Source organism: Protaetiibacter sp. SSC-01 (assembly GCF_014483895.1).
Classification (GTDB): domain Bacteria; phylum Actinomycetota; class Actinomycetes; order Actinomycetales; family Microbacteriaceae; genus Homoserinibacter.
The window spans coordinates 1,336,290-1,361,383 of sequence record NZ_CP059987.1; the positions used below are offsets into that span (position 1 = coordinate 1,336,290).

The following is a 25,094-nucleotide window of genomic DNA, read 5'->3' on the forward strand; positions in this document are numbered from 1 at the left end:
CGTCGCGCGGCGCGACATTCCCCCGTCCGGGGGTTTCGGTCACGAGTTGCCGGGCATTCCCACGGCATGTTTGGATAGCCCGCAGTGGACCCCCTGATTCTGGTAGCGCTCGTCATCGCGCTGGCCCTCTTCTTCGACTTCACCAACGGCTTTCATGACACCGCCAACGCGATGGCGACCCCCATCGCGACAGGCGCCATCAAGCCGAAGGCCGCCGTCGCCCTCGCGGCGGTGCTCAACCTCGTCGGTGCGTTCCTCAGCACCGAGGTGGCGAAGACGATCTCGGGCGGCCTGATCCGCGAGGGCGACGGCGGTGTGCAGATCGGGCCGGAGCTGATCCTCGCGGGACTCATCGGCGCGATCGTCTGGAACCTCGTCACGTGGCTCCTCGGGCTGCCGTCGTCGTCGAGCCACGCGCTCTTCGGCGGCCTCATCGGCGCGGCGATCGTCGGCGCCGGCATCGGCGCGATCGACGGCGGCGTGCTCACCTCCAAGATCCTCATCCCGGCGATCCTCGCGCCCGTCACGGCGGGCCTCGTCTCCTACCTCGCCACGAAGATCGCGTACAAGATCACGCGCAAGCGCGAGCGCGACGGGTTCAAGAAGGGCCAGATCTTCACCGCGAGCCTCGTGTCGCTCGCGCACGGAACCAACGACGCGCAGAAGACCATGGGCGTCATCACGCTCGCGCTCATCGCGGCGGGCTTCCAGGAGGTCAACAGCGGTCCGGAGTTCTGGGTGATCGCGGCGTGTGCGGTGGCGATCGCGGCAGGCACCTACTCGGGCGGCTGGCGCATCATCCGCACGATGGGCCGCGGCATCACCGAGGTCGAGCCCGCGCAGGGCTTCGCGGCCGAGTCCGCGACGACCGCCACGATCCTCGCGTCGACGCACCTCGGCTTCGCCCTCTCGACGACCCAGGTCGCGTCGGGCTCCGTCATCGGAACGGGCCTCGGCCGCAAGGGCGCCTCGGTCAAGTGGCGCACGGCGGGTCGTATCGCCCTCGGCTGGCTCATCACGATCCCCGCGGCAGGTGCCGTGGGCGCCGCCGCGGCGCTCCTCGTGAGCCTCGGCGTGTGGGGCATCGTCGCGGCCGTCGTGCTCGCGCTCATCGCGATCGGCGGCATCTTCCTCTGGTCGCGCCGCAGCCACGTCGACCACCGCAACCTGCACCAGCCCGAGCCCGGCGTGTTCGTGCGTCCCAAGAAGCGGAAGGCCCGCCGATGACCATCGACTGGTTGGCGTTCTTCACGGTCGTCATCGCATCCCTCGTGTCGGCGTGCCTCGTCGTGACGCTCTTCTCCCTCGGTCTGCGTCTCGGCGACGGCAAGGCGGCCTGGCGTCGCCCCGTGTCGGTCACGATGTTCGTGCTGTGCGGCATCGCCGTCGTCTTCGGGCTCTACCTCATCGTGGGCGACCATCTCATGGTGCTCTTCGGCGCCGCCTGATCGCTCATCCGAGCCGACCGACGGGGCCCGCGCGCTCGGACGCGCCCCGCGGGGCGCACATGCGCACGCCGACATAGACTCGCATCACACCCCATCGAAGGAGATGCGCGATGTCCGACACGACCGGTCTGACCGCCTCCGAGCAGTTCATGGTCGTCGAGGGCGACCACATCACGACGGGCCCCGATCGGGCTCGCGAACTGCTCGCAGGCGACGGCCCCACCCGCACCGAATCCGACTCCCTCGGGAGCTTCGAGATCCCCGCCGACGTGTACTGGGGGATCCATACCGCGAGGGCGCTCGAGAACTTCCCGATCACGCGCCGCGCGATCTCGAACTACCCCGACCTCATCCGGGCCCTTGCGCGCGTCAAGCAGGCCGCGGCACGCGCCAACCGCGAGATCGGCGTGCTCGACGCGACGAAGGCCGAGGTCATCGACCGGGTGTGCGAGCGCATCGTCGCGGGGGAGCTGCACGACCAGTTCGTCGTCGGCGTCATCCAGGGCGGCGCCGGCACGAGCACCAACATGAACACCAACGAGGTCATCGCGAACGCGTGCCTCGAGGAGCTCGGCTACGAGAAGGGCGACTACGCCCACCTGCACCCGATCGACGACGTCAACCGCAGCCAGTCGACGAACGACGTCTACCCGACGGCCATCAAGCTCGCGATGGTGTTCAGCCTGCAGCGCCTGCTCGCCGAGCACGTGCTGCTCACGGCGAGCTTCCGCGCGAAGGGACGCGAGTTCGCCCACGTGCTCAAGGTCGGCCGCACGCAGCTGCAGGACGCCGTGCCGATGACGCTCGGTCAGGAGTTCGCGGGCTTCGCGACGACCCTCGCCGAGGACCACGACCGTCTCTCCGAGGTGGTCAAGTGGCTCAACGAGATCAACATGGGCGCGACGGCGATCGGCACGGGCATCACGGCCGACCCGCGCTACGCGGAGGCCGTGCGACGCCACCTCGAGGAGGTCACGGGCATCCCGCAGGAGACGGCGCCCGACCTCATCGAGGCCACCGCCGACGCGGGCATCTTCATGACCCTCTCGGGCACGCTCAAGCGCGCGGCGGTCAAGCTCTCGAAGATCTGCAACGACCTGCGCCTGCTCTCGTCGGGCCCCCAGGCCGGGCTCGGCGAGATCCACCTGCCCGCGCGCCAGGCGGGGTCGTCGATCATGCCCGGCAAGGTCAACCCCGTCATCCCCGAGGTCGTCAACCAGGTCGCCTTCAGCGTCATCGGCGCGGATGCGACGGTCACGGCGGCAGCGGAGGCCGGGCAGCTGCAGCTCAACGCGTTCGAGCCGGTCATCGCGCACTCGCTCCTGCAGTCGCTCTCGTGGATGACGAACGCGTGCCGCACGCTGCGCGTCAACTGCGTCGACGGCATCACGGCCAACGAGTCGCGGCTCGCGGGCCAGGTGGCGTCGAGCGTCGGCGTCGTCACGGCGCTCACGCCGTACATCGGCTACACGGAGGCGGCGGCGCTCGCCCACACCGCCCTCACGACGAACGAGTCGATCGCCGACCTCGTCGTGGGTCGCGGGCTCATGGCGCGTGACGACGTCGAGCGCGTGCTCTCGCCCGAGCGGCTCTCGGGCATCGTGCCGCCGACCGGGGCGATCCCCGTCGTCGTCGGCAAGATCGTCGAGTAGCGGATCGGGCGGGCGCGCGGCTCAGGCTGGACGCTCGTCGTCGAGGGGGACGTCCTCGTCGTCGTCCTCCTCGATCCGCTCCTCGGGATCGATCGTCGGCGGGGGAGAGGGCTCCTCCTCCTCGAGCGGGACGGGGCGCTCGTCGTCGAGGTTGGGCTCGTAGTCGATGCCTTCGCGGTCCATGCGTGCTCTCCTTCCCCTCATCCCATTGTGCTCTCCCACCGCACGTCGGCGGGGGACTTGTCGTGGCGCCAGCCGCGCCACACCGGATGCCGGAGACGCCCGTCGCCGGTCGCCTCGCTGTACTCGACCTCGCCGACGAGCTCGGGGCGCACCCAGCGGGCGTCGCGGGCGTCGGCGGCGGGCACGCCCTCGATGCCCGGGGTCTTGCGAGCGAGGGCGTCGAGGCGCTTCCGCGCGGCCGTGAGGTCGCGGTCGCTGAATCCCGTGCCGACGCGGCCCGCGTAGCGCAGGCTCCCGTGCCCGTCGGGCACGGCGAGCAGGAGCGACCCGATCGTGTCGGCGCGCGCCCCGTTACCGGGACGCCAGCCCGCCACGACGACCTCCTGCGCGAGGGTGTGCCGGAACTTGAGCCAGTCGCGGCTGCGTCGGCCCTCGCGGTAGGGCGAGTCGACGCGCTTCGCCATGACGCCCTCGAGCCCCAGCTCACGACTCGTCGCGAGGGCGGCCTCGAGGTCGTCGCCCGCGTCCGGCGGGACCTTCACGAGGTCGTTCTCACGCACGAGCTTCGCGAGGCGCGCACGGCGGTCGGCGTAGGGGAGCGACGTGAGAGAGCGGCCCGCCTCCTCGATGACGTCGAACGCGAAGAACTGCACCCCGACGGCCTTGCGGGCTCGCTCGACGTCGCGCGGGTTGGTGAGCCCCGCCCGCTGCTGGATGCGCGAGAAACGCGGCACGCCGTCGTCGTCGGGCGCCACGATCTCGCCGTCGAGCACGGCGTCGCCCCGCACGGCCTCGGCGAGCACGGAGAGCTCGGGGAACGTCGGCGTGAGGTCGAGGCCGTTGCGCGAGGTGAGCGTGACCTCGTCGCCCGAGACGCGCGCGACGGCGCGGAAGCCGTCCCACTTCATCTCGAAGCGCCATCCGTCGCTCCCCGCGAGCTCGGAGGGCTCGGCGGCCGTCGCGAGCATGGGGTGCACCATTCCCGCGCTCTGCTTGCGCGAGCCGACGACCGTCTTGCCGCGGCGGAGGCCCCGCCCCGCGGACGTCGACGGCGGCTTGCGGTAGGGCTTCGCGTCGTCGTGCTCGGGGTGGGGCGTCTGGTCCTTCATGAGGTGGATGAGCCACTGCGGTTTGGCGTCGTCGCCGCCCGTGCGGATGAGGGCGAGCCGGTGCGAGCCGTGGTTGCGACCGTGGATGGTCACGATGACCTCCTCGCCCTCGCGCCACTTCTCGAGCTCGTACGTGCCCGTGTCCCAGATCGTCACGGTGCCGGCGCCGTACTCGCCCTTCGGGATCGTGCCCTCGAACGAGCCGTACTCGATCGGGTGGTCCTCGGTCTGCACGGCGAGGCGGTTCTTCCCGGGGTCGGTGGGCAGGCCCTTCGGGATGGCCCACGAGACGAGCACGCCCTCGTGCTCGAGGCGGAAGTCGTGATGCAGGCGCGTCGCGTGGTGCTCCTGGATGACGAACATCGGCTCGTCGGCGTCGCCCGCCTCGCGCCCGCCGCCCATGGGCTCGGGCGTCTTCCCCGCGTCGCGCATCGAGCGGTAGGTGCCGAGGCGCTCGTCGACCTCAGTCCCGAGGTGGGTGGCTCGCCGAGAGTTCGGCGAGCGGATCCCCCTTCTTCGCGAGGCGCTCGAGCACCTCGCCGAACTCGAGCTGACGGAGGTTCGGCGAGAGCAGCTCCCGCCACGTGCGCGGCGCCGCGACCGTCGGGCGGAGCCGCCCGCGCAGCGAGTACGGCACGATCGTCGTCTTCGAGCCGTTGTTCTGGCTCCAGTCGAGCAGCACCTTCCCGCCGCGCAGCGACTTCTTCATGTCGCTCACGACGAGGTCCGGGTGGTCGGCCTCGAGCGAGCGTGCGAGCTCGTGCGCGATCGCCGACACCTGGTCGCTCGACTGCTTCCCGTCGAGCGCGGCGTACAGGTGGATGCCCTTGCTGCCGCTCGTGACGGGCAGCGGGTCGAGGCCGATGTCCTTCAGGATGTCGCGTACGAGCTTCGCGACCTCGACGCACTCGGGCAGCCCCGCGCCCTCGCCCGGGTCGAGGTCGAGCACGAGCCGGTCGGGGTTGCGGCGCGTGCCGCCGCGCCCGAAACGCCACTGCGGCACGTGCAGCTCGAGCGCGTTCTGCTGGGCGAGCCACACGAGCGTCGGCAGGTCGTTGATGAGCGGGTACGTGTTGACGTGGTCGCTGTGCTGGATCTCGCGCCGTGCGATCCACGAGGGCGCCGAGTCGGGCAGGTTCTTCTCGAAGAACACCTGCCCGGGCTTCTCCGAGGTGCCGACGCCGGACACCCAGCGTTTGCGCGTCGCGGGTCGGTCCTTCGCGTGCGGGATGAGGAAGTCCGCGACGCGCGTGTAGTAGTCGATGACCTCGGCCTTGGTCGTCCCGGTCTCCGGGTACAGCACCTTGTCGAGGCTCGTGATGCGCAGGCGGTGGCCGCCGACGCTCACGTACTGCTCCGCGTTCCGATCGCTCGGGGGTGTCATCCGGGCACCCTATCCCGCGCTCCACGGGCCGACAATGGGGTTCCCAGCGGGGGCGCGGGGGACGACAATGACGGGATGCGCTCGATCTGGAAGGGCTCGCTGAGCTTCGGCCTCGTGAACGTGCCGGTGAAGCTCTACTCGGCCACCGAGGACCACGACGTGCCGCTGCACCAGGTGCACGACAAGGACGGCGGGCGCATCCGCTACAAGCGCGTGTGCGAGATCGACGGGGAGACCGTCGACTACGAGCACATCCAGAAGGCGTACGTGGACGGCGACCAGACGGTCGTGCTGACGGCCGACGACTTCGCGGCGCTGCCCGTGGAGCGCTCGCGCGACATCGACGTCGTCGAGTTCGTGCCGACCGAGCAGATCGATCCGATCATGTTCGAGAAGAGCTACTACCTCTCGCCCGACTCGAAGTCGACGAAGGCCTACGTGCTGCTCATGCGCACGCTCGAGGAGTCCGACCGTACGGCGATCGTCAAGTTCGCGCTGCGCCAGAAGACGCGCCTCGCCGCCCTGAGGGTGCGCGACGGGGTGCTCATGTTGCAGACGCTCCTGTGGGACGACGAGGTGCGCGAGGCACGTTTCCCCGAGCTCGACGAGACGCCGCGCATCTCCGAGTCCGAGCTCAAGATGTCGAAGCAGCTCGTCGAGAGCTTCGCATCCGACTTCACGCCCGAGAAGTTCACCGACGACTACCAGGAGCAGCTGCGCACGCTCGTCGAGGCGAAGCTCGAGCAGGGCGACGCCCTCGACACGGAGGCGACCTTCGGCCGCGAGACGGAGGAGGGCGGCGAGGTGCTCGACCTCATGGAGGCGCTCAAGCGCTCCGTCGAGAAGCGCCGCGGCGGCGATGCGCCGGCGAAGAAGGCCCCGGCCAAGAAGGCCCCGGCGAAGAAGCCCGCGGCGAAGAAGGCGTCCTCGTCGTCGTCGAGCTCGACGAAGAAGGCCCCGGCCACGAAGTCGACGACGGCGTCGAAGACCTCGACGAAGTCGGCGACCAAGAAGACCCGCAAGTCGGCCTGACGACGTCCGGCGACGCCGCGGCGAACTGGCATGCTGGGGACGTGGAGCCCGTCGCCGTCGCCCGAGACCCGCGTGCGCTCATCGCGGCGTCGGGCGTCGCGGCATCCGCTCTGCTGCTCTTCGGCTTCCAGCTGCCCGGCTGGGGTCACCTCGTGCTCGTCGCCTCGATCGTCTTCGCGTCGTGGGTCGACCGCGAGCTCTCCGTCGACCTCACCCTCGTCGGCGTCGGCATCGCGATCGTCTCGTCGACCTCGGTCGAGGCGGATGTGTCGTGGCCGTCGTTCTTCCGCATCGGCATCGTGCTCGCGCTCGCCGTGGCCGCGCCGTTCGTGCTCGACAGGTTCCTGCTGAGGCGGCGCGAGATCCGCTTCCCGTGGCGCAGCCGCGAGAAGAAGACGCGCCTCGAGATCGCCTACCTGTTCCTCGTGCCGTTCCTCGGCTGGCTCATCCTGCCGTTCTACTTCATCCGCTCGGGCGCCTACGCGAACTGGCCGCACATCACCGACGCATCCCAGCTCGGGCGCTTCTTCGTCGGCGTCAACGCGGTCGGCACGTGGGACGAGCTGTTCTTCATCTGCACGGTGTTCGCCCTGCTGCGCCGGCACTTCCCGGTGTGGCAGGCGAACCTCGTGCAGGCCGTGATCTTCGTGTCGTTCCTGTGGGAGCTCGGCTACCGGGCGTGGGGACCGCTCCTGACGTTCCCCTTCGCCCTCCTGCAGGGGTACCTGTTCGCCCGCACGCGGTCGCTCGGGTACGTGCTCGCGGTGCACCTGCTGTTCGACGCGATCGTGTTCCTCGCGATCGTGCACGCGCACAACCCCGAGTGGATCCCGATCTTCATCTATTGACGGGCGGAGCCCGGGCGGCGCGGTCAGTGGTTGCGGATCATGTCCACGAGCTCGGACTTCCTCTTGCCCGAGTAGCCCGAGATCCCGAGCTCCTTCGCGCGCGAGCGCAGCTCGGTCACCGTGCGGTCCTCGAGGTTCTCGGCCTTGCCCCCCTTGCGGCTGACCGACTTCTGGCCGCGGGAGGCGACGGCGTTCGAGATGCGCGCGGCCTTCTCCTTGCTGTTCCCCTTGTCGCGAAGCTCCTCGTAGAGCTCCGGCTTCTTGAGGGAGTTGTTCCGCGATCCAGGCATCAGAGCCCCTTTCCGCCCGTCACGGGCACGATCGCCCCCGATACGTAGGAGTTCTCGGGGGAGGCGAGGAAGACGTAGGCGTGCGCGAGCTCCGCCGGCTGACCGGCGCGGCCGAGCGGTGTGTCCTGGCCGAACTCCGGCAGCGACTCGGGCCAGCTCGTCGCGGGGATGAGCGGCGTCCAGATCGGCCCCGGCGCGACCGCGTTGACGCGGATGCCGCGGCCTCCCAGCTGCTGCGCGAGCGCCTTCGTGAAGGCCACCTGGGCTGCCTTCGTCATGGCGTAGTCGATGAGCTTGGGCGAGGGGTTGAAGGCCTGGATCGACGACGTCGTGATGATCGAGGCGCCCGGCTTGAGGTGCGGGATCGCCGCTCGCGCGATCCACATCGGCGCGAACAGGTTGGTGTCGAAGACGCGCTCGATCTCGCGCGTCGGGATGTTCTCGAGCCCGTCGCGGTTCTCCTGGTAGGCCGCGTTCAGCACGAGGATGTCGAGCCCGCCGAGTTCCGAGATCGTGCGGTCGACGAGCGCGTTGCACTCGTCCTCCGAGCGCACGTCGCCCGCGTAGCGGCACGCCTTGCGCCCGGCCTTCTCGATCCACGAGGCCGTCTCGACGGCGTCGTCCTCCTCCTCGGGGAGGTAGGAGATCGCGACGTCGGCGCCCTCGCGGGCGAACGCGATGGCGACGGCCCGACCGATGCCGGAGTCGCCGCCCGTGATGAGGGCGCGCATGCCCTCGAGCCGACCCGACCCGCGGTAGCTCTCCTCGCCGTGGTCGGGCGTGGGCTCCGTGCGCGAGGTGAGGCCGGGCTGCTCCTGCTCCTGCGGGCGGAACCCGTCGGACGGGAAGCGGGTCGCGGGGTTGATCAGTTCGTCGCTCATGACACCAGCCGACCCCCGGCGAGTCGATGCCTCAAGGGGGTTCCGCATCCCCCGGGTGCGTGCTAGCCGTGGACTCCCGGGCGTCCCGCGCCGTCGTCGCGGGCCTCCTCGAGGATGCGGCGGGCGGCGGCGACGTCCTCGTCGCGCTGACGGGCGATCCAGTGGTCGCGCGTCACGTCGCGCGCCGGGAGGCGGATGCTCTCGGTCGCGTCGATGCCGCGCGCGAGCTGGCGCAGGCGCACGAACTCCGCGTCGAGCTCGGCGCCCGCGACGAGCGCGAGGTTCGTGATGTAGCCCCACAGCAGCGCGACCAGCAGCGTTCCGATCGACCCGTAGAGGGCGCCGTACGCGCCGACGATCGTCACGTAGAGCGCGTACCCGCCCGTCGCGACCGCCCACGTGCCGATCGCGAAGAGCGTGCCGACGCTGACCCACACGATCCGTTCGTGCCGCACGTTGGGGGTGAGCGCGTAGAGCGTCGCGACGAACAGGAGTGCGAGCAGCACGAGCAACGGCCACCGCGCCCAGTTCCACACCGTCGCGGCGATCGGCGCGAGGCCGCGTCGGCCCAGGATGTCCTCTGTCGCCGAGGGCGTCGCGAGCAGAGCGAGCACGATCGTGGTCGCGAGCACCAGGAGCAGCACCGCGACGAGCAGCATGCGCCCCCGGAACGCCCAGAACGGCCGGCCCTCCTGCACCTCGTAGACCGCGTTGACCGCGCGCCCGAAGGCCGTGGCGTAGCCGGACGCCGTCCACAGCAGCAGGATGAGCGCGACAGCGAGCGCGATCCCCGCGTTCTCGAGCCCCAGGAGCTCCTCGAGGGGCGCCGCGAGCGTGTCGGCGATGTCGGCGGGCAGGAGCGTGCCCGCGAAGGCCACGAGGTCCTGCACGGCCCGCTTGCGGTCCGCGGCGAGCGCGAACCCGGATGCGAGGGCGAGCGCCGCGGGGAACGCCGCGAGCGTCGTGAAGAACGTGAGCGCTGCGGCGGCGTCGATGCCGCGGTGACGCACGAAGCCGTGCCACGCCCGCACGACCGCGACGCGCCAGCTGCCGCGGGGGAGCGTGGCCTTGCGGGGACGGGCCGACGCCTCCATCAGGTGCGCCGCATCCGGATGCGCGCGAGGCCGGGCGCCACGAACCACGCGCAGATGCCGAGCACGAGCACGGCCGCGCCCGCGATGAAGCCGATGCCGTGCCCGACGACCATGTCGAAGATGAGCACCGCGGTGCCCGAGAGCGTCACGAGCACGGCCGCGAGGGTCGCGATGAGCAGCACGTTCGCCGTCGCGACGATGTGCTTCTTGGCGCGCTGACGGAAGAGGGTGCGGTGCAGGCTCACGGGTGCGATGGCGAGGATCGTCGCGAGCGCAGCGAAGCTCACGAGCACGAGGTACACCGTGAGCTGGTAGCCGTCGAGGTCCTCGAAGCGCTGCTGGAAGGCGATCGCGAGCAGGAAACCCGTGAGGATCTGCGTGCCGGTCTGCACGACGCGGGTCTCCTGCAGGATGTCGTTCCAGTTGCGGTCGAGGCGCTCCGTCTCGGTCTCCTCGCGCCCGTCTCCCGGCATGGCGTCGTCGTCTAGGGCCATGGCGGCATGCTACGGCTATCGTGTTCGCGTGACCGCCCCGTTGCCCGACCCTGCGGCGGATGCTAGCGCCGCCGCAGCAGCCGATCCCGTCGCGCTCGACGCCGCCATCGGCCCGACCGACTGGGCCGCTCCCGTGCCCGGTTCCGTGCGGTCGGTGTTCGAGGCCCCGAGCGGTCCGCTCGCCGTCGTGTCGCTCGGCGACCCGTCGCATCCGCGCGTGCTCCTCGCCCCCGGGGCGACCGGGTCGAAGGAGGACTTCGCGCTCATGCTGCCCCTGCTCGCGGAGGCGGGCTACTACGTGCAGGCCTACGACCTCGCGGGCAACTACGAGTCGGCCTCGGCCGGTCCGCCCCGCGGCGGCCACTACGACTACCCGCTCTTCACGGCCGACCTCGAGGCGCTGCTCGAGTCGGGCGGCCCCGCGCACCTGCTCGGGTACTCGTTCGCGGGCATCGTCGCGCAGCTCGTGACCGCCCGCCGCCCCGAGCTCGTGCGCTCGCTCACCCTCCTCACGACGCCGCCCGACGCGGGCAACTCCTATCGCCACGTCAAGCGGATCGGCTGGATCTCGCACCTCGTGACGCCGCGGCAGGGCGCCGGCCTCATGATCTGGGGCATCGGGTCGAACCTCAACAAGGTCGACGCGTCGCGCCTCGCCTTCGTCATAGGCCGCTTCGACCTCACGCGCCGCGAGTGCATCGACGACATCGTGGGGCTCATGAAGGCCGCGCCGGATGTCGCCGAGCGCGTTCGCGCATCCGGCGTGCCCGTGCTCGTGGCGACGAGCGAGCACGACCTGTGGCCCGTCGAACGCTACGCGCTGCACGCCGAGCGGCTCGGGGCGCGGATGGCCGTCTACCGCACCGGCCACAGCCCGTGCGAGACGACGCCGCACCAGCTCGTGCGCGACATGCTGCGCCTCTACCGCGACGCCGAGGGGCGCTGAGCCTCTGCCTCAGCCTCTGCCTCAGCCGCGGCGGATGCGCGCCGGCGGGCGCTGGGACGCGTTCCAGCGGCGACGCGAGCGCCGACGCGCCCACGGCGTCTCGTGGTCGCGCAGCGTCGGCACGACCCAGCTGACGCGGCGCTTGAGGCCCGCAAACGTCGCGAACGGCCGCGCCGACACCTGCACGCGGAACTGCGCGTCGTAGACGACGCGCATCCACGGCTTGATGTGGAGGCTCAGGTCGAGGTCGTCGTGGATCTCGCGCGTGTTGCGGTGCACCTCGGTCGCGAGCTCCTCCCACACCTCGCGACGCATGACGAAGTTCGAGCCGAAGATCGGCGGGTGGCCGAGGTAGGGCGTGAGGGCGACGAGCATGCCGCCGAGGTAGATGACGCGGCCGAGCGTGTGCACGAGCGGCGTCGCGCCGTAGAAGTCGCCGATGCCGGTGAGCACCCCGAGCTCGGCCTCGCGCTCGAAGCGCTCGACGGCGTGCTGGATCCAGTCGGCGGGCGGCACGCTGTCGGCGTCGAGCCGCGCGATGAGCTCGCCCACGGCGGCGTCGTAGCCCGCCGAGGCGGCCTGCGGGATGCCGGGCTCCGCCTCGAAGACGACCCGCGCCCCCGCGGCACGCGCCACGAGCGCGGTCGTGTCCCAGCTGCCGTTGTCGACGACGACGACCTCGTCGGCGGGGCGCGTCTGCGCCGCGAGCGCCTCGAGACAGGCGGCGAGCATCTCAGCGTCGTTGCGGGCCGGGATGACCACGGAGATCGTCGTCACGGCTGACAGATTACGCCCGGCGGGCGCTCGCGCGCGCGGGCCGCGCCCGCCACAGGTGCAGTGCCGCGTAGCTGCGCCACGGTGACCACCGCACGGCGTGCCGCGCGAGGCCCGTCCGGTCGTCGGGGAGCCCGAGCGCGGCGGCGCTCTGGCGGATGACGAGGTCGTCGACGGGCAGCACGTCGGGGGCGCCGAGCGAGCGCATCGCGAGGTAGTCGGCGGTCCAGGGCCCGATGCCGCGCTGGGCGAGCAGGGCGGCGCGGAAGTCGGCAAGCGGCATGCCGATGTCGAGCACGAGGCGGCCCTCGGCGAGCGCCTCCGCGACGCCCACGATCGCGTCGATACGGCTCGCGGGGCCGCGCAGCACCTCGCGTCCGCGCGCTGCGATCGTCTCGGCGCTCGGGAACGCGCCGCCGCCGAGGTCGGCGACGAGCCGGCCGAGCGTCGTGCGGGCCGAGGCGACCGAGATCTGCTGGCCCACGAGGGCGCGGAAGAGCGCCTCCGCCGGGTCGAAGGAGCCCGCGATGCGGATGCCGGGGATCGCCGCCGCGAGCGGCGCGAGCACGGGGTCGGCGCCGAGTGCGTCGTCGATCGCGACGGCGTCGGCGTCGAGGTCGAAGGCGCGACGGATGCGCGAGACCGCGACCCCGACATCCGCGAGCCGCGCGAGCCGCACGGTCGCGCGCAGCCCCGAGCGCTCGCGGTCGGCGCGCACCTCGATCGTCGCGGGCCCGCCGGGCAGGGCGAGCGGACGCGTGAACGAGGTGTCGTCGCCGTGCTCGAGCCCGGGCACGGCGTGGTCGGCGAAGAAACGGAAGAGGCCCGCCGTGTCGAGCGGTGCGCGCGCCGCGAGGTGGAGCGTGAGCGCGCCGCCCGCCGCATCCGGGTCGACGGCCGCCCCCGCGCGCCCGCGACGGCTCAGCGCGCGCAGCTCGCTCGGCGTCGCACGGTACACGGCGGCGATCGTGTCGTTGAACTGGCGGAGGCTGCCGAAGCCCGCCGCGAACGCGATGTCGGCGATGGGCAGCTCGGTCGAGGCGAGCAGCGTGCGGGCAGTCTGGGCGCGGTGCGCGCGGGCGAGGGCGAGGGGACCTGCGCCGAGCTCCGTCGTGAGCACGCGCGTGAGGTGGCGGCTCGAGTAGCCGAGGCGGCGGGCAAGCCCCTCGACCCCCTCGCGCTCGACGACCCCGTCCTCGACGAGGCGCATCGCGCGGGCAGCGAGGTCGTCGCGCAGGTTCCAGTCGGGGGAGCCGGGGATCGCGTCGGGCTGGCAGCGCTTGCACGCGCGGAGCCCGGCCTCGTGGGCGGCCGCGGCCGTGCGGTAGAAGGTCACGTTGCCGGGCTTGGGCGTGACGGCGGGGCAGCTCGGGCGGCAGTAGATGCCCGTCGAATGCACCCCCGCGATGAACTGGCCGTCGAAGCGCGAGTCGCGCGAAGCGAGCGCGCGGTAGCGCGTGTCGAACAGCGTCTGCTCCTCACCCATGCCTTCACCCTCGCACGCGCCGGCGACATCGACTCGCGGTTTTCGGACACAAGCTCCCGGGGCGGCCACCACCCGGGTGGTCGAGGAGCGCCACCGCAGGCGACGCGTCTCGAGACCATCGACCCGGCTAGCCTCGAACCGTGCTGGACGAACTGCGAGCCGAGCTCGGCGAGGCCCTCGTGACCGCCCCCGCGGCGCTCGACGCCCTGCGCGCCGACAAGTCGGGACGCGTGTCGGCATCCGCGCCCCTCGCGCTCGTCGAGGCGCGCGAGCTCGCCCACGTGCAGGCCGCGCTGCGCTGGGCGAGCCGCCACGGCGTACCGGTCGTGCCGCGCGGCGCCGGCACGGGTCTCGCGGGCGGCGCGATCGCGGAGCAGGGCGAGCTCGTCGTGTCGACGGCGCGCATGAACCGCATCCTCGAGATCTCGCCCGACGACGAGCTCGCCGTCGTCGAGGCGGGGGTCGTCAACGCCGACCTCAACACGGCGCTCGCCGCTCACGGCCTCTGGTATGCACCCGACCCTGCGAGCCGCGCCATCTCGACGATCGGCGGCAACATCGCGACGAACGCCGGCGGGCTCATGTGCGTCAAGTACGGTGTCACGCGCGAGGCCGTGCTCGGGCTCAAGCTCGTGCTCGCCGACGGCCGCCTCCTCGAGCTCGGGCACCGCACGGTCAAGGGCGTCACGGGCTACGACCTCACGGCCCTCGTGATCGGCTCCGAGGGCACCCTCGGCATCGTCGTCGAGGCGACCCTGCGGCTGCGTCCGCTCGCGCGCGGCGAGGTCGTCACGGTGAGCGCCGCGTTCCCCGACGTCGAGAGCGCCGCGCGCGCCTCCGCTGCCATCACGGCATCCGGTGTGCGCCCCGCCGCGCTCGAGCTGCTCGACGCCTCCGCGACCGCCGCGATCGGCGAGTACCTGGGCATCGAGCTCGCGGGCACTCAGCTCCTCGTGCAGACAGACGGCGCGTCCGCGGGGGAGGAGGCGGATGCCGTGGCCGCGCTCATCGCGGAGCACGGCGGCGTCGCGCGTCGCGCCGCCGACGCGGCCGAGGGCGAGCGCCTCTTCGCGGTGCGTCGCGCCTTCCACCCCGCGATGGAGCGTCTGGGCGCCGTGCTCATCGAGGACGTCGCCGTGCCGCGCACCGCCCTGCCGGCCATGTTCGCGGCGATCGGGGACATCGAGCGGCGGTACGGCATCCGGATCCCGACGGTCGCCCATGCGGGCGACGGCAACCTGCACCCCAACTTCGTCGTCCCGGACGCGGGCGCGGGCGGGCACCTCGAGGTGCCCGACCACGTGTGGGCGGCCGCCGACGAAATGTTCCGCGCGTGCCTGCGCCTCGGCGGCACCCTCACGGGCGAGCACGGCGTCGGCACCCTCAAGCGACGCTGGCTGCGGGAGGAGCTCGGCGACGACGGGTTCGAGCTGCAGCGCCGCATCAAGGCCGTCTTCGACCCCGCGGGCATCATGAACCCCGGCAAGGTGTTCTGAGCACTCGCAGGGTGCTCACAGCCTGCGCTCGGGAATGATCCGGCCCCGGGGGATGTTGTAGCAGTCGATATGACTACGCGCCTCGCCGTCCCGCGCCCGACCACGGGCGTCCTCCGCCTGCGCCCGACCCTCCGGGGCCGGGGCTTCGTCGTCGGCACCGTGGATGCCGCCGGACCCGACACCAACGGCTTCGCACCCCGCGATCGCGTCGCCTGGCGCGACTCGGGCGAGGAGCTGGGTGAGCTCGTGCTGCGCCCGCAGCGCGACGTGCTCGGCGTGCCGCGCTGGATCACCGACGAGCAGGTCGTCTCGTACCTCGGCCCGGGACTCGTCGCACGAGCCCTCGTCCGCACGCGCCCGTTCAGCCGCGGCGACGGCGTGCGCGTCGTCTCGCAGGAGCCCATCGTGGCCGAGATGACCGCCGCGTGGGCTCGCTCGCTCGGCGCCCGCATCGTCGACGGCGAGGGCGACCTCGCCATCCATGACGACCTCCGCGCCCGTCGCGCGGTGCTCGCGGGCCACGGCAAGCTCGCCGAGGCCGCCGTCGAGGTCTTCCAGGCGATCCGACGCGGCGTGTTCGACGAGGTGCCTCCCGTCGACACGTCGTCCGCCGTCGCAGCCTGACGTCGCGGGCCGAGGTGCGTCCTAGGCTGGGCGCATGACCTTCCTGCCCATGTCCGAGGACGCGGAGCTCTCCGCGGAGGCCCTCGCCGCGGCCGAGCGCCAGGTCGAACTGCACGGCGGCCGCATCACCAACATGAAGCGCACGCTGCTCGGCCACGTGCCGAGCTTCGACGCCTACATGGAGTGGTACACGCTCAAGGACGAGCTCGAGCCGTACATCGGCGAGCGCGCCGTGTCGCTCTTCTCCTACGCGATCTCGGATGCCAACGACTGCCTCGTGTGCTCGGTGTTCTTCCGCCGCATCCTCATCGAGTCGGGCGACGACCCCGACAACCCCCAGGTCACCGAGACCGAGCAGCTGCTGCTCGAGTGGGGGCGCATGATCGCGACCGAACCCAACAACATCCCCGCGGAGTTCCGCGCGCGGCTCGAGCAGGCCTTCTCGCCCAAGCTGCGCCTCATCCTCGTGGCCTTCGCGGGGCTCATGGTCGCGACGAACCTCTTCAACACGGTAGGCCGCGTGCCGCTCGACGAGGTGCTCTACGACTTCCGCAAGCCCGGGGACACGCGTGTCGACTGAGCGTCCGCTCGCGGGACGCACGGCCCTCGTGACGGGCGCCGCGCACGGGCAGGGTCGCGCGATCGCGCTCGCCCTCGCCGAGGACGGCGCGAACGTCGTGGCGCTCGACGTGGGCGCGCAGCTCGAGTACCCCGCGTACGCGCAGGGCACGACGGCCGAGCTCGAGGAGCTCGTCGTCGCGATCGGCGAGGCGGGCGGCCGCGCCATCCCCGCCCTCGCCGACGTGCGCGACGCGGATGCCGTGCAGCGGGCCGTGGACGCGGCCGTCGCGGAGTTCGGCGGCATCGACATCCTCGTCAACAACGCGGGCATCGTCGCCTACGCCGAACTCGAGTCGATGACCGACGCCGAGTGGGACGCGATGATCGGCATCAACCTCACGGGTCCGTTCGTCGTCGCGCGCGCGGCCGTGCCCCACCTCAAGCGCTCGGAGCACGGCGTCATCGTCAACAACTCGAGCGTCATGGGGCTGCGCGGCGGCAACCGCCTCTCGCACTACGTCGCCTCGAAGCACGGCCTCACGGGCCTCACGAAGGCGTGGGCGATCGAGCTCGCGCCGTTCGGCGTGCGCGTCGTGTCGATCCACCCGACGGGCGTCGACACACCCATGAACGACGGGCTCGCGGCGATGGAGGGCGCGACGCCGCAGGAGATCGCGGAGCGCAGCGCCGGCAACCTGCTGCCCGGCGTGCCGTGGATCGAGACCTCGGACGTCGCAGAGCTCGTGCGCTACCTCGTGAGCGACCGCGCCCGCTACGTCACGGGCGCGCAGTACACGCTCGATGCGGGTCTTCTCACGCGTTAGGCCAAACGCTGGCGCGTTTGCCGTGCCGCGCCAGCTATCTCTGCCGCCCGACGCGAAGGGCTGCTGCGTGTGACCGCTCGGTGAGTTGGGGTCAGGGTGACCTGAAGTGATAGGATGCTCCTGTTCGGGTCATTCTGACCTTTACCGGAGTCCCCATGAGCACAGGCATCGACCTCGCGGTCTCGACCGTGATCTTCGCCCTGCGCCCGGACTCCGCCGGCACGCTCGTTCTCTCGATCCCGCTCGTGCGCCGCACCCGCGACCCGTTCGAAGGCCTGTGGGCGCTGCCGGGCGGCGCCGCGGATGCGGGGGAGAGCCTCGCCGACACCGCCGCCCGCAAGCTCGCCGAGACGACGGGCGTGACCCCTGCCTACCTCGAGCAGCTCTACTGCTTCGGCGAGCCCGACCGCTCACCGTCGGGCCGCGTCGTCTCGGTCGTCTACTGGGCCCTCGTGCGCGGCGACGAGGTCGAGCTCGTGACCGACGACAACGTCGCGTGGTTCCCCGCCGACGAGCTCCCGCAGCTCGCCTTCGACCACAACCTCATCGTCGAGTACGCGCTGTGGCGCCTGCGCACGAAGCTCGAGTACTCGCGCATCGCACACGCCTTTCTGGGCCCCACCTTCACGCTGACCCAGTTGCGCCAGGTGCACGAGATCGTGCTGCAGAAGCCCCTCGACCCCGCCAACTTCCGACGCCAGATCGAGGCGAGCCGCGTGCTCGTGCCGACCGGCGAGCACGTCACGGGCGGGCGGCACCGACCGCCGCGCCTCTACCGCTACGACGCATCCGTCGAGCTGGTCGACAACGGCCCGCTCACCTCGGCCGGCGTCCGCTGAACCCCACCACCCGACAGAAAGTACGACCGTGGCCTCCGTCGACACGACCATCCAGCTGATCCGCACGACCGGGCGGGATGCCGCAGGCAAGCCCGCCGAGGCGTGCAGCCCCGCGCTCGCCAAGGCTCCGTGGGAGTTCGACGGCGTGCTCCAGTACGGGCCGGGCTCGTCGATGGGCGACGTCATCCCCGTCGGCTCGCCGCGCCAGGGCGCGCTGCCCGTCGAGTACCAGCGCGCGTCGACCGAGGAGCTGCACGCGCGCATCCGGGCCGCGAAGCAGACGCTCGGCGACCGCGTCGTGATCCTCGGGCACTTCTACCAGCGCGACGAGATCGTGCAGCACGCCGACTTCCTCGGCGACTCGTTCCAGCTCGCGAACGCCGCCCAGACGGTGCCGAACGCCGAGGCGATCGTGTTCTGCGGCGTGCACTTCATGGCCGAGACGGCCGACATCCTCGCTCAGCCGCACCAGCAGGTGATCCTGCCGAACCTCGCCGCCGGCTGCTCGATGGCCGACATGGCCGACATCGACTCGGTCGAGGAGTGCTGGGCCCAGCTCGAGGCGCTCTACGGCACCGAGCCGGATGCGGATGGGCGCGTGCCCGTCATCCCCGTGACCTACATGAACTCCTCGGCGGCGCTCAAGGGCTTCTGCGGTCGCCACGGTGGCATCGTGTGCACGAGCTCGAACGCCGAGACGGTGCTCGAGTGGGCGTTCGAGCGCGGGCAGCGGGTGCTGTTCTTCCCCGACCAGCACCTCGGCCGCAACACCGCGAAGAAGATGGGTGTGCCGCTCGAGGCGATGCCCATGTGGAACCCGCGGAAGCCCCTCGGCGGCAACGCGGGCGACGACCTGCTCTCGGCGCAGGTCATCCTGTGGCACGGCTTCTGCTCGGTGCACAAGCGCTTCACCGTCGATCAGATCGACCAGGCCCGCGCCGAGCACCCGGGCGTGCGCGTCATCGTGCACCCCGAGTGCCCCATGCCCGTCGTCGACGCGGCAGACGAGGCGGGCTCGACCGACTACATCCGCAAGGCCGTCGCCGCGGCGACCGAGCCGACGACCTTCGCGATCGGCACCGAGATCAACATGGTCAACCGCCTCGCGGCCGAGTACCCGCAGCACGAGATCTTCTGCCTCGACCCCGTCGTGTGCCCCTGCTCGACGATGTACCGCATCCACCCCGGCTACCTCGCGTGGGTGCTCGAGGCGCTCGTCGCGGGCGAGACGCTCAACCGCATCGAGGTGCCCGCGACCGTGGCCGCGGATGCGCGGGTCGCCCTGCAGCGCATGCTCGACGCGAAGCCGAAGGCCTGACATGCGCGTCGTCGTCGTCGGCACGGGCATCGCCGGTCTCATCGCCGCCTACCGGGCGAGCGCCCGTCACGACGTCGTGCTCGTGACGAAGGCGGAGCTCGCGGAGTCGAACACGAAGTACGCGCAGGGCGGCATCGCGGCGGCGCTCTTCCCCGACGACTCGGCCGCGTCGCACATCGAGGACACGCTCCGCGCGGGCGCGGGCCTGTGCGACGTGCCGGCCGTCGAGGTGCTGTGTACTGAGGGACCGCAGCGCGTGCGCGACCTCATCGCGCTCGGGGTCGAGTTCGACCGGGCCGCCGACGGCGAGCTCGCGCGCGGACACGAGGCGGCGCACTCGGCGCGGCGCGTCATCCATGCGGGCGGGGATGCGACGGGGCTCGCGATCGAGGTCGCGCTCCTGCGCGCCGTGCGCTCGATCGCCGTGGAGGTGCACGAGCACACCTTCATGCGCGACCTCGTCGTCGCGCGCGACGCGGACGGTGTCGAGCGAGTGGTCGGGATCGATGCCGTCGGCCCCGACGGCACGGGGTTCCGCCTCGACGCGGATGCCGTCGTGCTCGCCTCGGGGGGCGCGGGGCAGCTCTACCGTCACACGACCAACCCGGCCGTCACGACGGGCGACGGCATCGCCGCCGCATGGCGTGCGGGCGCGGAGCTCGCCGATGTGGAGTTCTACCAGTTCCACCCCACGGCCCTCGCGGTGCCGGGCAGCCCGCTCGTCTCCGAGGCCGTTCGCGGCGAGGGTGCCGTGCTGCTCGACGAGCACGGGCATCGCTTCATGTTCGACGTGCACCCTGATGGCGAGCTCGCGCCCCGCGACGTCGTGGCCCGCGGCATCGCGGCGGCCATGGCGCGCCAGGAGGGGCGCCCCGTGCTGCTCGACGCGACGGGCGTGGAGGCAGCGCACGAGCCCGGCTTCCTCGCCGAGCGGTTCCCGAGCATCACGCGCGTCACGCGCGAGCACGGTTTCGACTGGACACGCGAGCCCGTACCCGTCACCCCCGCGGCGCACTACTGGATGGGCGGTGTGCGCACCGACCTCGACGGACGCACGAGCGTGCCGGGCTTGTACGCCGTCGGCGAGGCGGCGTGCACGGGCGTGCACGGCGCGAACCGCCTCGCGTCGAACTCGCTGCTCGAGTCGCTCGTGTTCGCGTGGCGCGCGGCGGACGCGCTGGATGCGGATGCCGCTGCCGCACCGCAGGCGGTCGAGGAGCGCGCGGCGCAGCCGCACGCGTCTCGAGACCACCGCCTCCAGGTCCTCCATTCCGCTGATCTCGAGGCGCGGCCGCCCGCGGCGGACGCCCCTCGATCACCTGGTCGGGCCGACATCCAGAACCTCATCTGGGCCGCCGTCGGCCTCGAGCGCGACGCCACCACGCTGCGCGCCGCGGCCGAGACGCTCGCCGAGTGGTCGGTCGACGCGACGACGGTCGCCGAGCTCGAGGACCGCAACCTCCTCGACCTCGCGCGCCTCGTGACCCACGCGGCGCTCGTGCGCGAGGAGTCGCGCGGCGCCCACGACCGCACGGATGCGCCCGAGACGCGCGAGGAGTGGCGGCACTCGCTCGCGTGGCGGCTCGAGACCGCCGCCCTGACCGAGGAGGTCCCCGCGTGAGCGAGCAGGTCGACGACATCATCCGCCGCGCCCTCGCCGAGGACGCCCCGTGGGGCGACCTCACGAGCGAGGCGTTCGTGCCGGAGGCGGCCACGGCATCCGCTCTCCTCGTCGCGCGGGAGCCGGGCGTGTTCTCGGGTGCGGAGGTCTTCGCGCGCGTCTTCGAGCTCGTCGACGCAGGCACGACGGTCGAGCTGGGCCTCGCGGACGGCGAGCCGTTCGCGGCGGGCGCCGTGCTCGCGAGCGTCGACGGCCCGGCGCGGGCGGTGCTGCGTGCCGAGCGCATCGCGCTCAACCTCGTGCAGCGCATGAGCGGCATCGCGACCCTCACCGCGCGCTACGTCGCGGCGATCGACGGCACGAGCGCTCGCATCGTCGACACGCGCAAGACTACGCCGGGCCTCCGCATCCTCGAACGCCAGGCGGTGCGCGACGGCGGCGGGCGCAACCACCGGTTCTCGCTCTCGGATGCCGTCATGGCGAAGGACAACCACCTCGCCGTGCTCGCCGCCCAGGGCATGGGCGTCGGCGACGCCATCCGCCGCGCACGCGCGCACCTCGGGCACACCGTGCACCTCGAGGTCGAGGTCGACCGCATCGACCAGGTCGAGGAGGTCGTGGCGGCGGGGGTCGACACGATCATGCTCGACAACTTCACGCCCGACGAGCTGCGCGAGGGCGTGGCCCTCGTCGCGGGCCGGGCGATCGTCGAGGCGTCGGGCGGTGTCAACCTCGACTCCGTGCGGGCGATCGCCGAGAGCGGGGTCGACGTCATCTCGGTCGGCGCCCTCACCCACAGCGTGCGCTCGCTCGACCTGGGGCTCGACGTCACGGTCGCCTGACATGGACGAGCTGCTCTACCTCGACACCGCCGCGACGACGCCCGTGCGCCGCGAGGTGCTCGAGTCGATGTGGCCGTACCTCACGGGCGACTTCGGCAACCCCTCGAGCCACCACCAGCTGGGGGAGCGCGCGGCGCACGCCGTGCAGGCGGCGCGCGCGACGATCGCCGAGCAGCTCGGATGCCGCCCCTCCGAGATCGTGTTCACCTCGGGCGGCACGGAGGCCGACAACCTCGCGATCAAAGGCATCGCGCTCGGCGCCCCGCGAGGTCGCCACGTCGTCACGAGCGTCGTCGAGCACGAGGCGGTCGCGGAGTCGGTGGACTACCTGAGGCGCCTGCACGGCTTCGAGGTCACCGTGCTGCCCGTCGACGGCGAGGGGCTGGTGTCGCCCGACGAGCTGTCGGCGGCGCTCCGCCCCGACACGACCCTCGTGAGCATCCAGCACGCGAGCAACGAGATCGGCACCGTGCAGCCGATCCGCGAGCTCGCGGCCGTCGCACACGAGCTCGCCGTGCCGTTCCACACGGATGCCGTGCAGTCGGCCGACGCGCTCGACGTCGGTCTCGAGGCGCTGGGCGTCGACGCCGTGTCGATCGCGGGCCACAAGCTCGGCGCACCCAAAGGCATCGGCGCCCTCGGCGTGCGCGGGTCGCTGCCGCTCGAGCCGCTCCTGCACGGGGGCGGCCAGGAGCGCGGCAGGAGGTCGGGCACCGAGAACGTCGCGGGTGTCGTGGCACTCGCGACGGCGCTCGCCCTCGCGGCGCTCGAGCGCCCGCACAAGCAGAACGTGATGGCGGCGCGCGACACGATCATCGACGGCGTGCTGTCGCGCGTGCCGGGCGCCTTCCTCACGGGCTCGCGCACCGAGCGCCTCCCGGGCCACGCCTCCTTCTGCTTCCCGGGCACGAGCGGCGAGGCCGTGCTGCTCGAGCTCGAGGCCCGCGGCATCGTCTCGTCGTCGGGGTCCGCGTGCGCCGCGGGCAGCGACGAACCCTCGCCCGTGCTCCTCGCCCTCGGCATCGCGCCCGAGGTCGCCCAGACCGCCGTGCGCTTCACGCTCCCGTCCGACGTGACGCCGGCGCAGGCATCCGAGGTCGTCGATCGTGTCGTCGCCGCCGTCACCACTCTCGGCAGCCTCGACACTCGCCGTTAGTTCCCGTTCCGCGCGATAGTCGCCGAAGGAACGGGTGCAAAGACGCGGAACGGGAACTATGGAGGTCAGGGGTGCGGGGTGGCGGTGAGGCCCCAGTCGCGACCGTCGAGCGCCGCGACGACGTCGAGCACGGCGGCGATCGAGGGCACCCGGCGGGAGCCGTGCTGCGCGACGACCTGGATCGAGCGGTCGCTCGACGGCGAGGTCGCCCGCACGGCGGCGCCCTCGGGCGGCACGGCCGTCGCGAGTGCGAGGCGGGGGAGCAGCGCGACCCCGAGACCTGACGCCACGAGGTTGAGCACCGCGATCGCGTTGTCGGTCTCGAGCTCGATCTCGGGCTCGACGCCCACCGCCTCGCACGCCGCGAGCAGGTGGCCGCGGCACAGCGGGCATCCGGCGATCCAGCGCTCGCCCCCGAGGCGTGCGAGCTCGACGGGGCCGCCGTCGAGGGCGAGCGGATGCGACTCGGGCAGCGCGATGACGACCGGCTCCGTGTAGAGCAGCTCGGTCTCGACGGGACCCTCCGACTCGCGGTGCGGGTCGGCGCGGTCGCCGGGATAGGCGAAGGTGATCGCGAGGTCGACGAGCCCGTCGCGCAGCATCCCGAGCGCCTCGGGCGGCTCGGCCTCGACGTAGCTCACCGTGAGCCCCGGATGCCGCTCCCGCAGCCCGCGCAGGAGCCGCGGCACGATCGTCGACGACGCCGTGGGGAACGCCGCGAGGCGCACGGTGCCGGTGCGGAGCCCCACGATCTCGGCGAGCTCGCCGCGGGCGGCGTCGAGCGCCTGCCCGATGGACTGCGCGTGGCGCGCGAGCACCATGCCGGGCTCGGTGAGGCGCACGCCGCGGCCCGCGCGCACGACGAGCGGTACGCCGAGGCGCTGCTCCGCGCGGCGCAGGTGCTGGCTCACGGCCGGCTGGCTGTAGCCGAGGGCGCGTGCGGCGCGGCTGATCGAGCCGTGCTCGGCGATCGCCCGCACGATGCGCACCGACTGCAGGTCGAGGTCGACGTCCATTCCATAACGCTACCGAATGGATGCCATCCGAGACATGACCTTGTGCGATACATCATGGGCACCCACGCTGGAGGGGTGAGCATCCTGACCGCGCCCTCCCGCGAGCTGGCCGCAGCGATCGCCGAGTTCGGCGAGCCCCGCGGCTACGTCGCGACCGCGTCCATCGGCATCCCGCCGCGCCGCGCCGTCGAGGCGCTGCGCGCCGATCTCGACGCCTGGGCCCGCGCCGACCGCGACCCCCAGGGCTACGACCCCGTCATCGAGCGCACGCGGGCGTCCTACGCGCGGCTCGTCGGCGTCGATGCCTCGCGCGTCGCGATCGGCTCGCAGACCTCCGTGCAGGCGGCGGTCGTGGCGGCATCCGTTCCCGCGGGCGCCGAGGTGCTCATCGCCGAACGCGACTTCTCGTCGCTCGTCACGCCCTTTGCGCAGCGTCCGGGCGCGAGCGTGCGCGCCGTGCCCCTCGAGGCCCTCGCCGAGAGCATCACCGACGACACCTTCCTCGTCGTCTACTCGCTCGTGCAGTCGGCGACGGGGGTCGTCGCGGATGCCGCGGCCATCGGCGAGGCCGCCGCGCGTCACGGCGCCCTCACCTTCTGCGACACGACCCAGGCGACGGGCGTGCTGCCGGTGCGCGCCGACGACTTCGACATCACCGTGTGCCACGCCTACAAGTGGCTCTGCTCGCCGCGCGGAGTGAGCTTCCTCACGGTCGGCTCGGCCGCGGAGACCCTCCTGCGCCCCACGCAGGGCGGCTGGTACGCGGGCCAGGAGGTCTGGCAGAGCTGCTACGGCCACGACATCACGCTTGCCTCCGACGCGCGCCGCTTCGACGTCTCGCCCGCGTGGCAGGCGTGGATCGGCGCGGAGCAGTCGATCGGCCTCTTCTCCGAGCTCGACATCGCGGAGATCTGGGACCGCGCCGCGGGGCTCGGCGAGCTGCTGTGCGCGGAGCTCGGACTGCCGCCGCAGCGCCAGGCGATCGTCTCGTGGCCCGACCCCGACGGCGCGCAGCTCGCTGCGATGGCGGCCGCCGGCATCCGCATCTCGGGCCGCGCAGGCCGGGCGCGTGCGTCGTTCCACCTGTGGAACACGGAGGAGGACGTCGCCGCGATCGTGCAGGCCGTGCGCCGAAGCTGAGCGCGCCGCGGCGGTGCGATGCGGCCTGGCCCGGAT

At 72.2% G+C, this 25,094-nt stretch carries 24 protein-coding genes and 1 pseudogene; 16 read left to right on the top strand and 9 right to left on the bottom strand.

The features are described from left to right. Positions 1–84: 84 nt before the first annotated feature. From H4J02_RS06310 to H4J02_RS06320, 3 genes are all read left to right on the top strand, one after another. The gene (locus H4J02_RS06310; protein ID WP_187676231.1) at positions 85–1,227 is read left to right on the top strand and encodes an inorganic phosphate transporter; all 1,143 of its coding nucleotides are present in this window, start codon (positions 85–87) and stop codon (positions 1,225–1,227) included. Further along, a complete protein-coding gene (locus H4J02_RS06315) occupies positions 1,224–1,448 on the top strand; it encodes a hypothetical protein (protein WP_187676232.1) in 225 nt (74 codons plus the stop codon). Before H4J02_RS06310 ends, H4J02_RS06315 begins: the two co-directional genes overlap by 4 nt. Before the next feature lie 149 nt (positions 1,449–1,597). After that, complete coding sequence (locus tag H4J02_RS06320; RefSeq protein ID WP_187676456.1) at positions 1,598–3,100, top strand: aspartate ammonia-lyase; 1,503 nt, start codon at positions 1,598–1,600, stop codon at positions 3,098–3,100. Between the two features lie 21 nt (positions 3,101–3,121). On the opposite strand, the gene H4J02_RS06325 is transcribed toward H4J02_RS06320, so the two are convergent. Together H4J02_RS06325 and H4J02_RS06330 are read right to left on the bottom strand one after the other, a co-directional pair. After that, positions 3,122–3,283 carry a hypothetical protein gene (locus H4J02_RS06325; RefSeq protein WP_187676233.1) on the bottom strand — a complete coding sequence of 54 codons (162 nt, stop codon included), beginning with the start codon at positions 3,281–3,283 and terminating at the stop codon, positions 3,122–3,124. A 17-nt stretch (positions 3,284–3,300) separates the two neighbouring features. Next, positions 3,301–5,776, bottom strand: a pseudogene (locus H4J02_RS06330) (ATP-dependent DNA ligase). 75 nt (positions 5,777–5,851) lie between these two features. Here H4J02_RS06330 and H4J02_RS06335 point away from each other — a divergent pair. Then, positions 5,852–6,808, top strand: coding sequence for a Ku protein (locus H4J02_RS06335; protein WP_187676234.1), 957 nt, complete (start codon positions 5,852–5,854; stop codon positions 6,806–6,808). Positions 6,809–6,849: 41 nt separating this feature from the next. Beyond that, on the top strand, positions 6,850–7,656 hold the full coding sequence (locus tag H4J02_RS06340) for a CPBP family intramembrane glutamic endopeptidase (protein WP_187676235.1): 807 nt from the start codon (positions 6,850–6,852) through the stop codon (positions 7,654–7,656). 23 nt (positions 7,657–7,679) lie between these two features. Here H4J02_RS06340 and H4J02_RS06345 read toward each other — a convergent pair whose 3' ends face one another. From H4J02_RS06345 to H4J02_RS06360, 4 genes are all read right to left on the bottom strand, one after another. Then, positions 7,680–7,946 (bottom strand): Rho termination factor N-terminal domain-containing protein, encoded by a 267-nt coding sequence (locus H4J02_RS06345; RefSeq protein WP_187676236.1) that lies wholly within the window; start codon positions 7,944–7,946, stop codon positions 7,680–7,682. Beyond that, positions 7,946–8,827: an SDR family oxidoreductase gene (locus H4J02_RS06350; protein ID WP_187676237.1), complete on the bottom strand. Its 882-nt coding sequence runs from the start codon at positions 8,825–8,827 to the stop codon at positions 7,946–7,948. Before H4J02_RS06350 ends, H4J02_RS06345 begins: the two co-directional genes overlap by 1 nt. Before the next feature lie 62 nt (positions 8,828–8,889). Next, entirely contained in the window at positions 8,890–9,921 is a 1,032-nt protein-coding gene (locus H4J02_RS06355; RefSeq protein WP_187676238.1) for a YihY/virulence factor BrkB family protein, read from the bottom strand. Next, positions 9,921–10,415: a DUF6328 family protein gene (locus H4J02_RS06360; RefSeq protein WP_262406247.1), complete on the bottom strand. Its 495-nt coding sequence runs from the start codon at positions 10,413–10,415 to the stop codon at positions 9,921–9,923. The genes H4J02_RS06355 and H4J02_RS06360 overlap by 1 nt, the downstream gene beginning before the upstream one ends. Before the next feature lie 28 nt (positions 10,416–10,443). On the opposite strand from H4J02_RS06360, the gene H4J02_RS06365 reads away from it, so the two are divergent. Continuing rightward, positions 10,444–11,361, top strand: coding sequence for an alpha/beta fold hydrolase (locus H4J02_RS06365; protein WP_262406248.1), 918 nt, complete (start codon positions 10,444–10,446; stop codon positions 11,359–11,361). 21 nt (positions 11,362–11,382) lie between these two features. Here H4J02_RS06365 and H4J02_RS06370 read toward each other — a convergent pair whose 3' ends face one another. Together H4J02_RS06370 and H4J02_RS06375 are read right to left on the bottom strand one after the other, a co-directional pair. Further along, positions 11,383–12,138: a glycosyltransferase family 2 protein gene (locus H4J02_RS06370; protein WP_187676240.1), complete on the bottom strand. Its 756-nt coding sequence runs from the start codon at positions 12,136–12,138 to the stop codon at positions 11,383–11,385. Between the two features lie 10 nt (positions 12,139–12,148). Next, on the bottom strand, positions 12,149–13,621 hold the full coding sequence (locus tag H4J02_RS06375; RefSeq protein ID WP_187676241.1) for an AlkA N-terminal domain-containing protein: 1,473 nt from the start codon (positions 13,619–13,621) through the stop codon (positions 12,149–12,151). A 140-nt stretch (positions 13,622–13,761) separates the two neighbouring features. On the opposite strand from H4J02_RS06375, the gene H4J02_RS06380 reads away from it, so the two are divergent. From H4J02_RS06380 to H4J02_RS06420, 9 genes are all read left to right on the top strand, one after another. Next, entirely contained in the window at positions 13,762–15,117 is a 1,356-nt protein-coding gene (locus H4J02_RS06380) for an FAD-binding oxidoreductase (RefSeq protein ID WP_187676242.1), read from the top strand. Between the two features lie 69 nt (positions 15,118–15,186). After that, positions 15,187–15,741, top strand: a complete 555-nt coding sequence (locus H4J02_RS06385; RefSeq protein WP_187676243.1) for a hypothetical protein — start codon at positions 15,187–15,189, stop codon at positions 15,739–15,741. A gap of 34 nt (positions 15,742–15,775) precedes the next feature. After that, positions 15,776–16,321: a hypothetical protein gene (locus H4J02_RS06390; RefSeq protein ID WP_187676244.1), complete on the top strand. Its 546-nt coding sequence runs from the start codon at positions 15,776–15,778 to the stop codon at positions 16,319–16,321. Further along, complete coding sequence (locus H4J02_RS06395; RefSeq protein WP_187676245.1) at positions 16,311–17,126, top strand: SDR family NAD(P)-dependent oxidoreductase; 816 nt, start codon at positions 16,311–16,313, stop codon at positions 17,124–17,126. The genes H4J02_RS06390 and H4J02_RS06395 overlap by 11 nt, the downstream gene beginning before the upstream one ends. Positions 17,127–17,281: 155 nt before the next feature. After that, positions 17,282–17,965, top strand: a complete 684-nt coding sequence (locus H4J02_RS06400) for an NrtR DNA-binding winged helix domain-containing protein (protein ID WP_187676246.1) — start codon at positions 17,282–17,284, stop codon at positions 17,963–17,965. A 28-nt stretch (positions 17,966–17,993) separates the two neighbouring features. Continuing rightward, positions 17,994–19,283, top strand: a complete 1,290-nt coding sequence (gene nadA, locus H4J02_RS06405; RefSeq protein WP_187676247.1) for a quinolinate synthase NadA — start codon at positions 17,994–17,996, stop codon at positions 19,281–19,283. Position 19,284: 1 nt separating this feature from the next. Continuing rightward, complete coding sequence (gene nadB, locus H4J02_RS06410; protein ID WP_187676248.1) at positions 19,285–20,904, top strand: L-aspartate oxidase; 1,620 nt, start codon at positions 19,285–19,287, stop codon at positions 20,902–20,904. Next, entirely contained in the window at positions 20,901–21,746 is an 846-nt protein-coding gene (nadC, locus tag H4J02_RS06415; protein ID WP_187676249.1) for a carboxylating nicotinate-nucleotide diphosphorylase, read from the top strand. The genes nadB and nadC overlap by 4 nt, the downstream gene beginning before the upstream one ends. 10 nt (positions 21,747–21,756) lie before the next feature. Beyond that, positions 21,757–22,902, top strand: coding sequence for a cysteine desulfurase family protein (locus H4J02_RS06420; RefSeq protein ID WP_187676458.1), 1,146 nt, complete (start codon positions 21,757–21,759; stop codon positions 22,900–22,902). A 65-nt stretch (positions 22,903–22,967) separates the two neighbouring features. Here H4J02_RS06420 and H4J02_RS06425 read toward each other — a convergent pair whose 3' ends face one another. Next, positions 22,968–23,918, bottom strand: coding sequence for a LysR family transcriptional regulator (locus tag H4J02_RS06425; protein ID WP_187676250.1), 951 nt, complete (start codon positions 23,916–23,918; stop codon positions 22,968–22,970). Positions 23,919–23,993: 75 nt separating this feature from the next. Between H4J02_RS06425 and H4J02_RS06430 the strand changes: the two genes are divergently transcribed. Then, on the top strand, positions 23,994–25,058 hold the full coding sequence (locus H4J02_RS06430) for an aminotransferase class V-fold PLP-dependent enzyme (RefSeq protein WP_262406249.1): 1,065 nt from the start codon (positions 23,994–23,996) through the stop codon (positions 25,056–25,058). Positions 25,059–25,094: the final 36 nt, after the last annotated feature.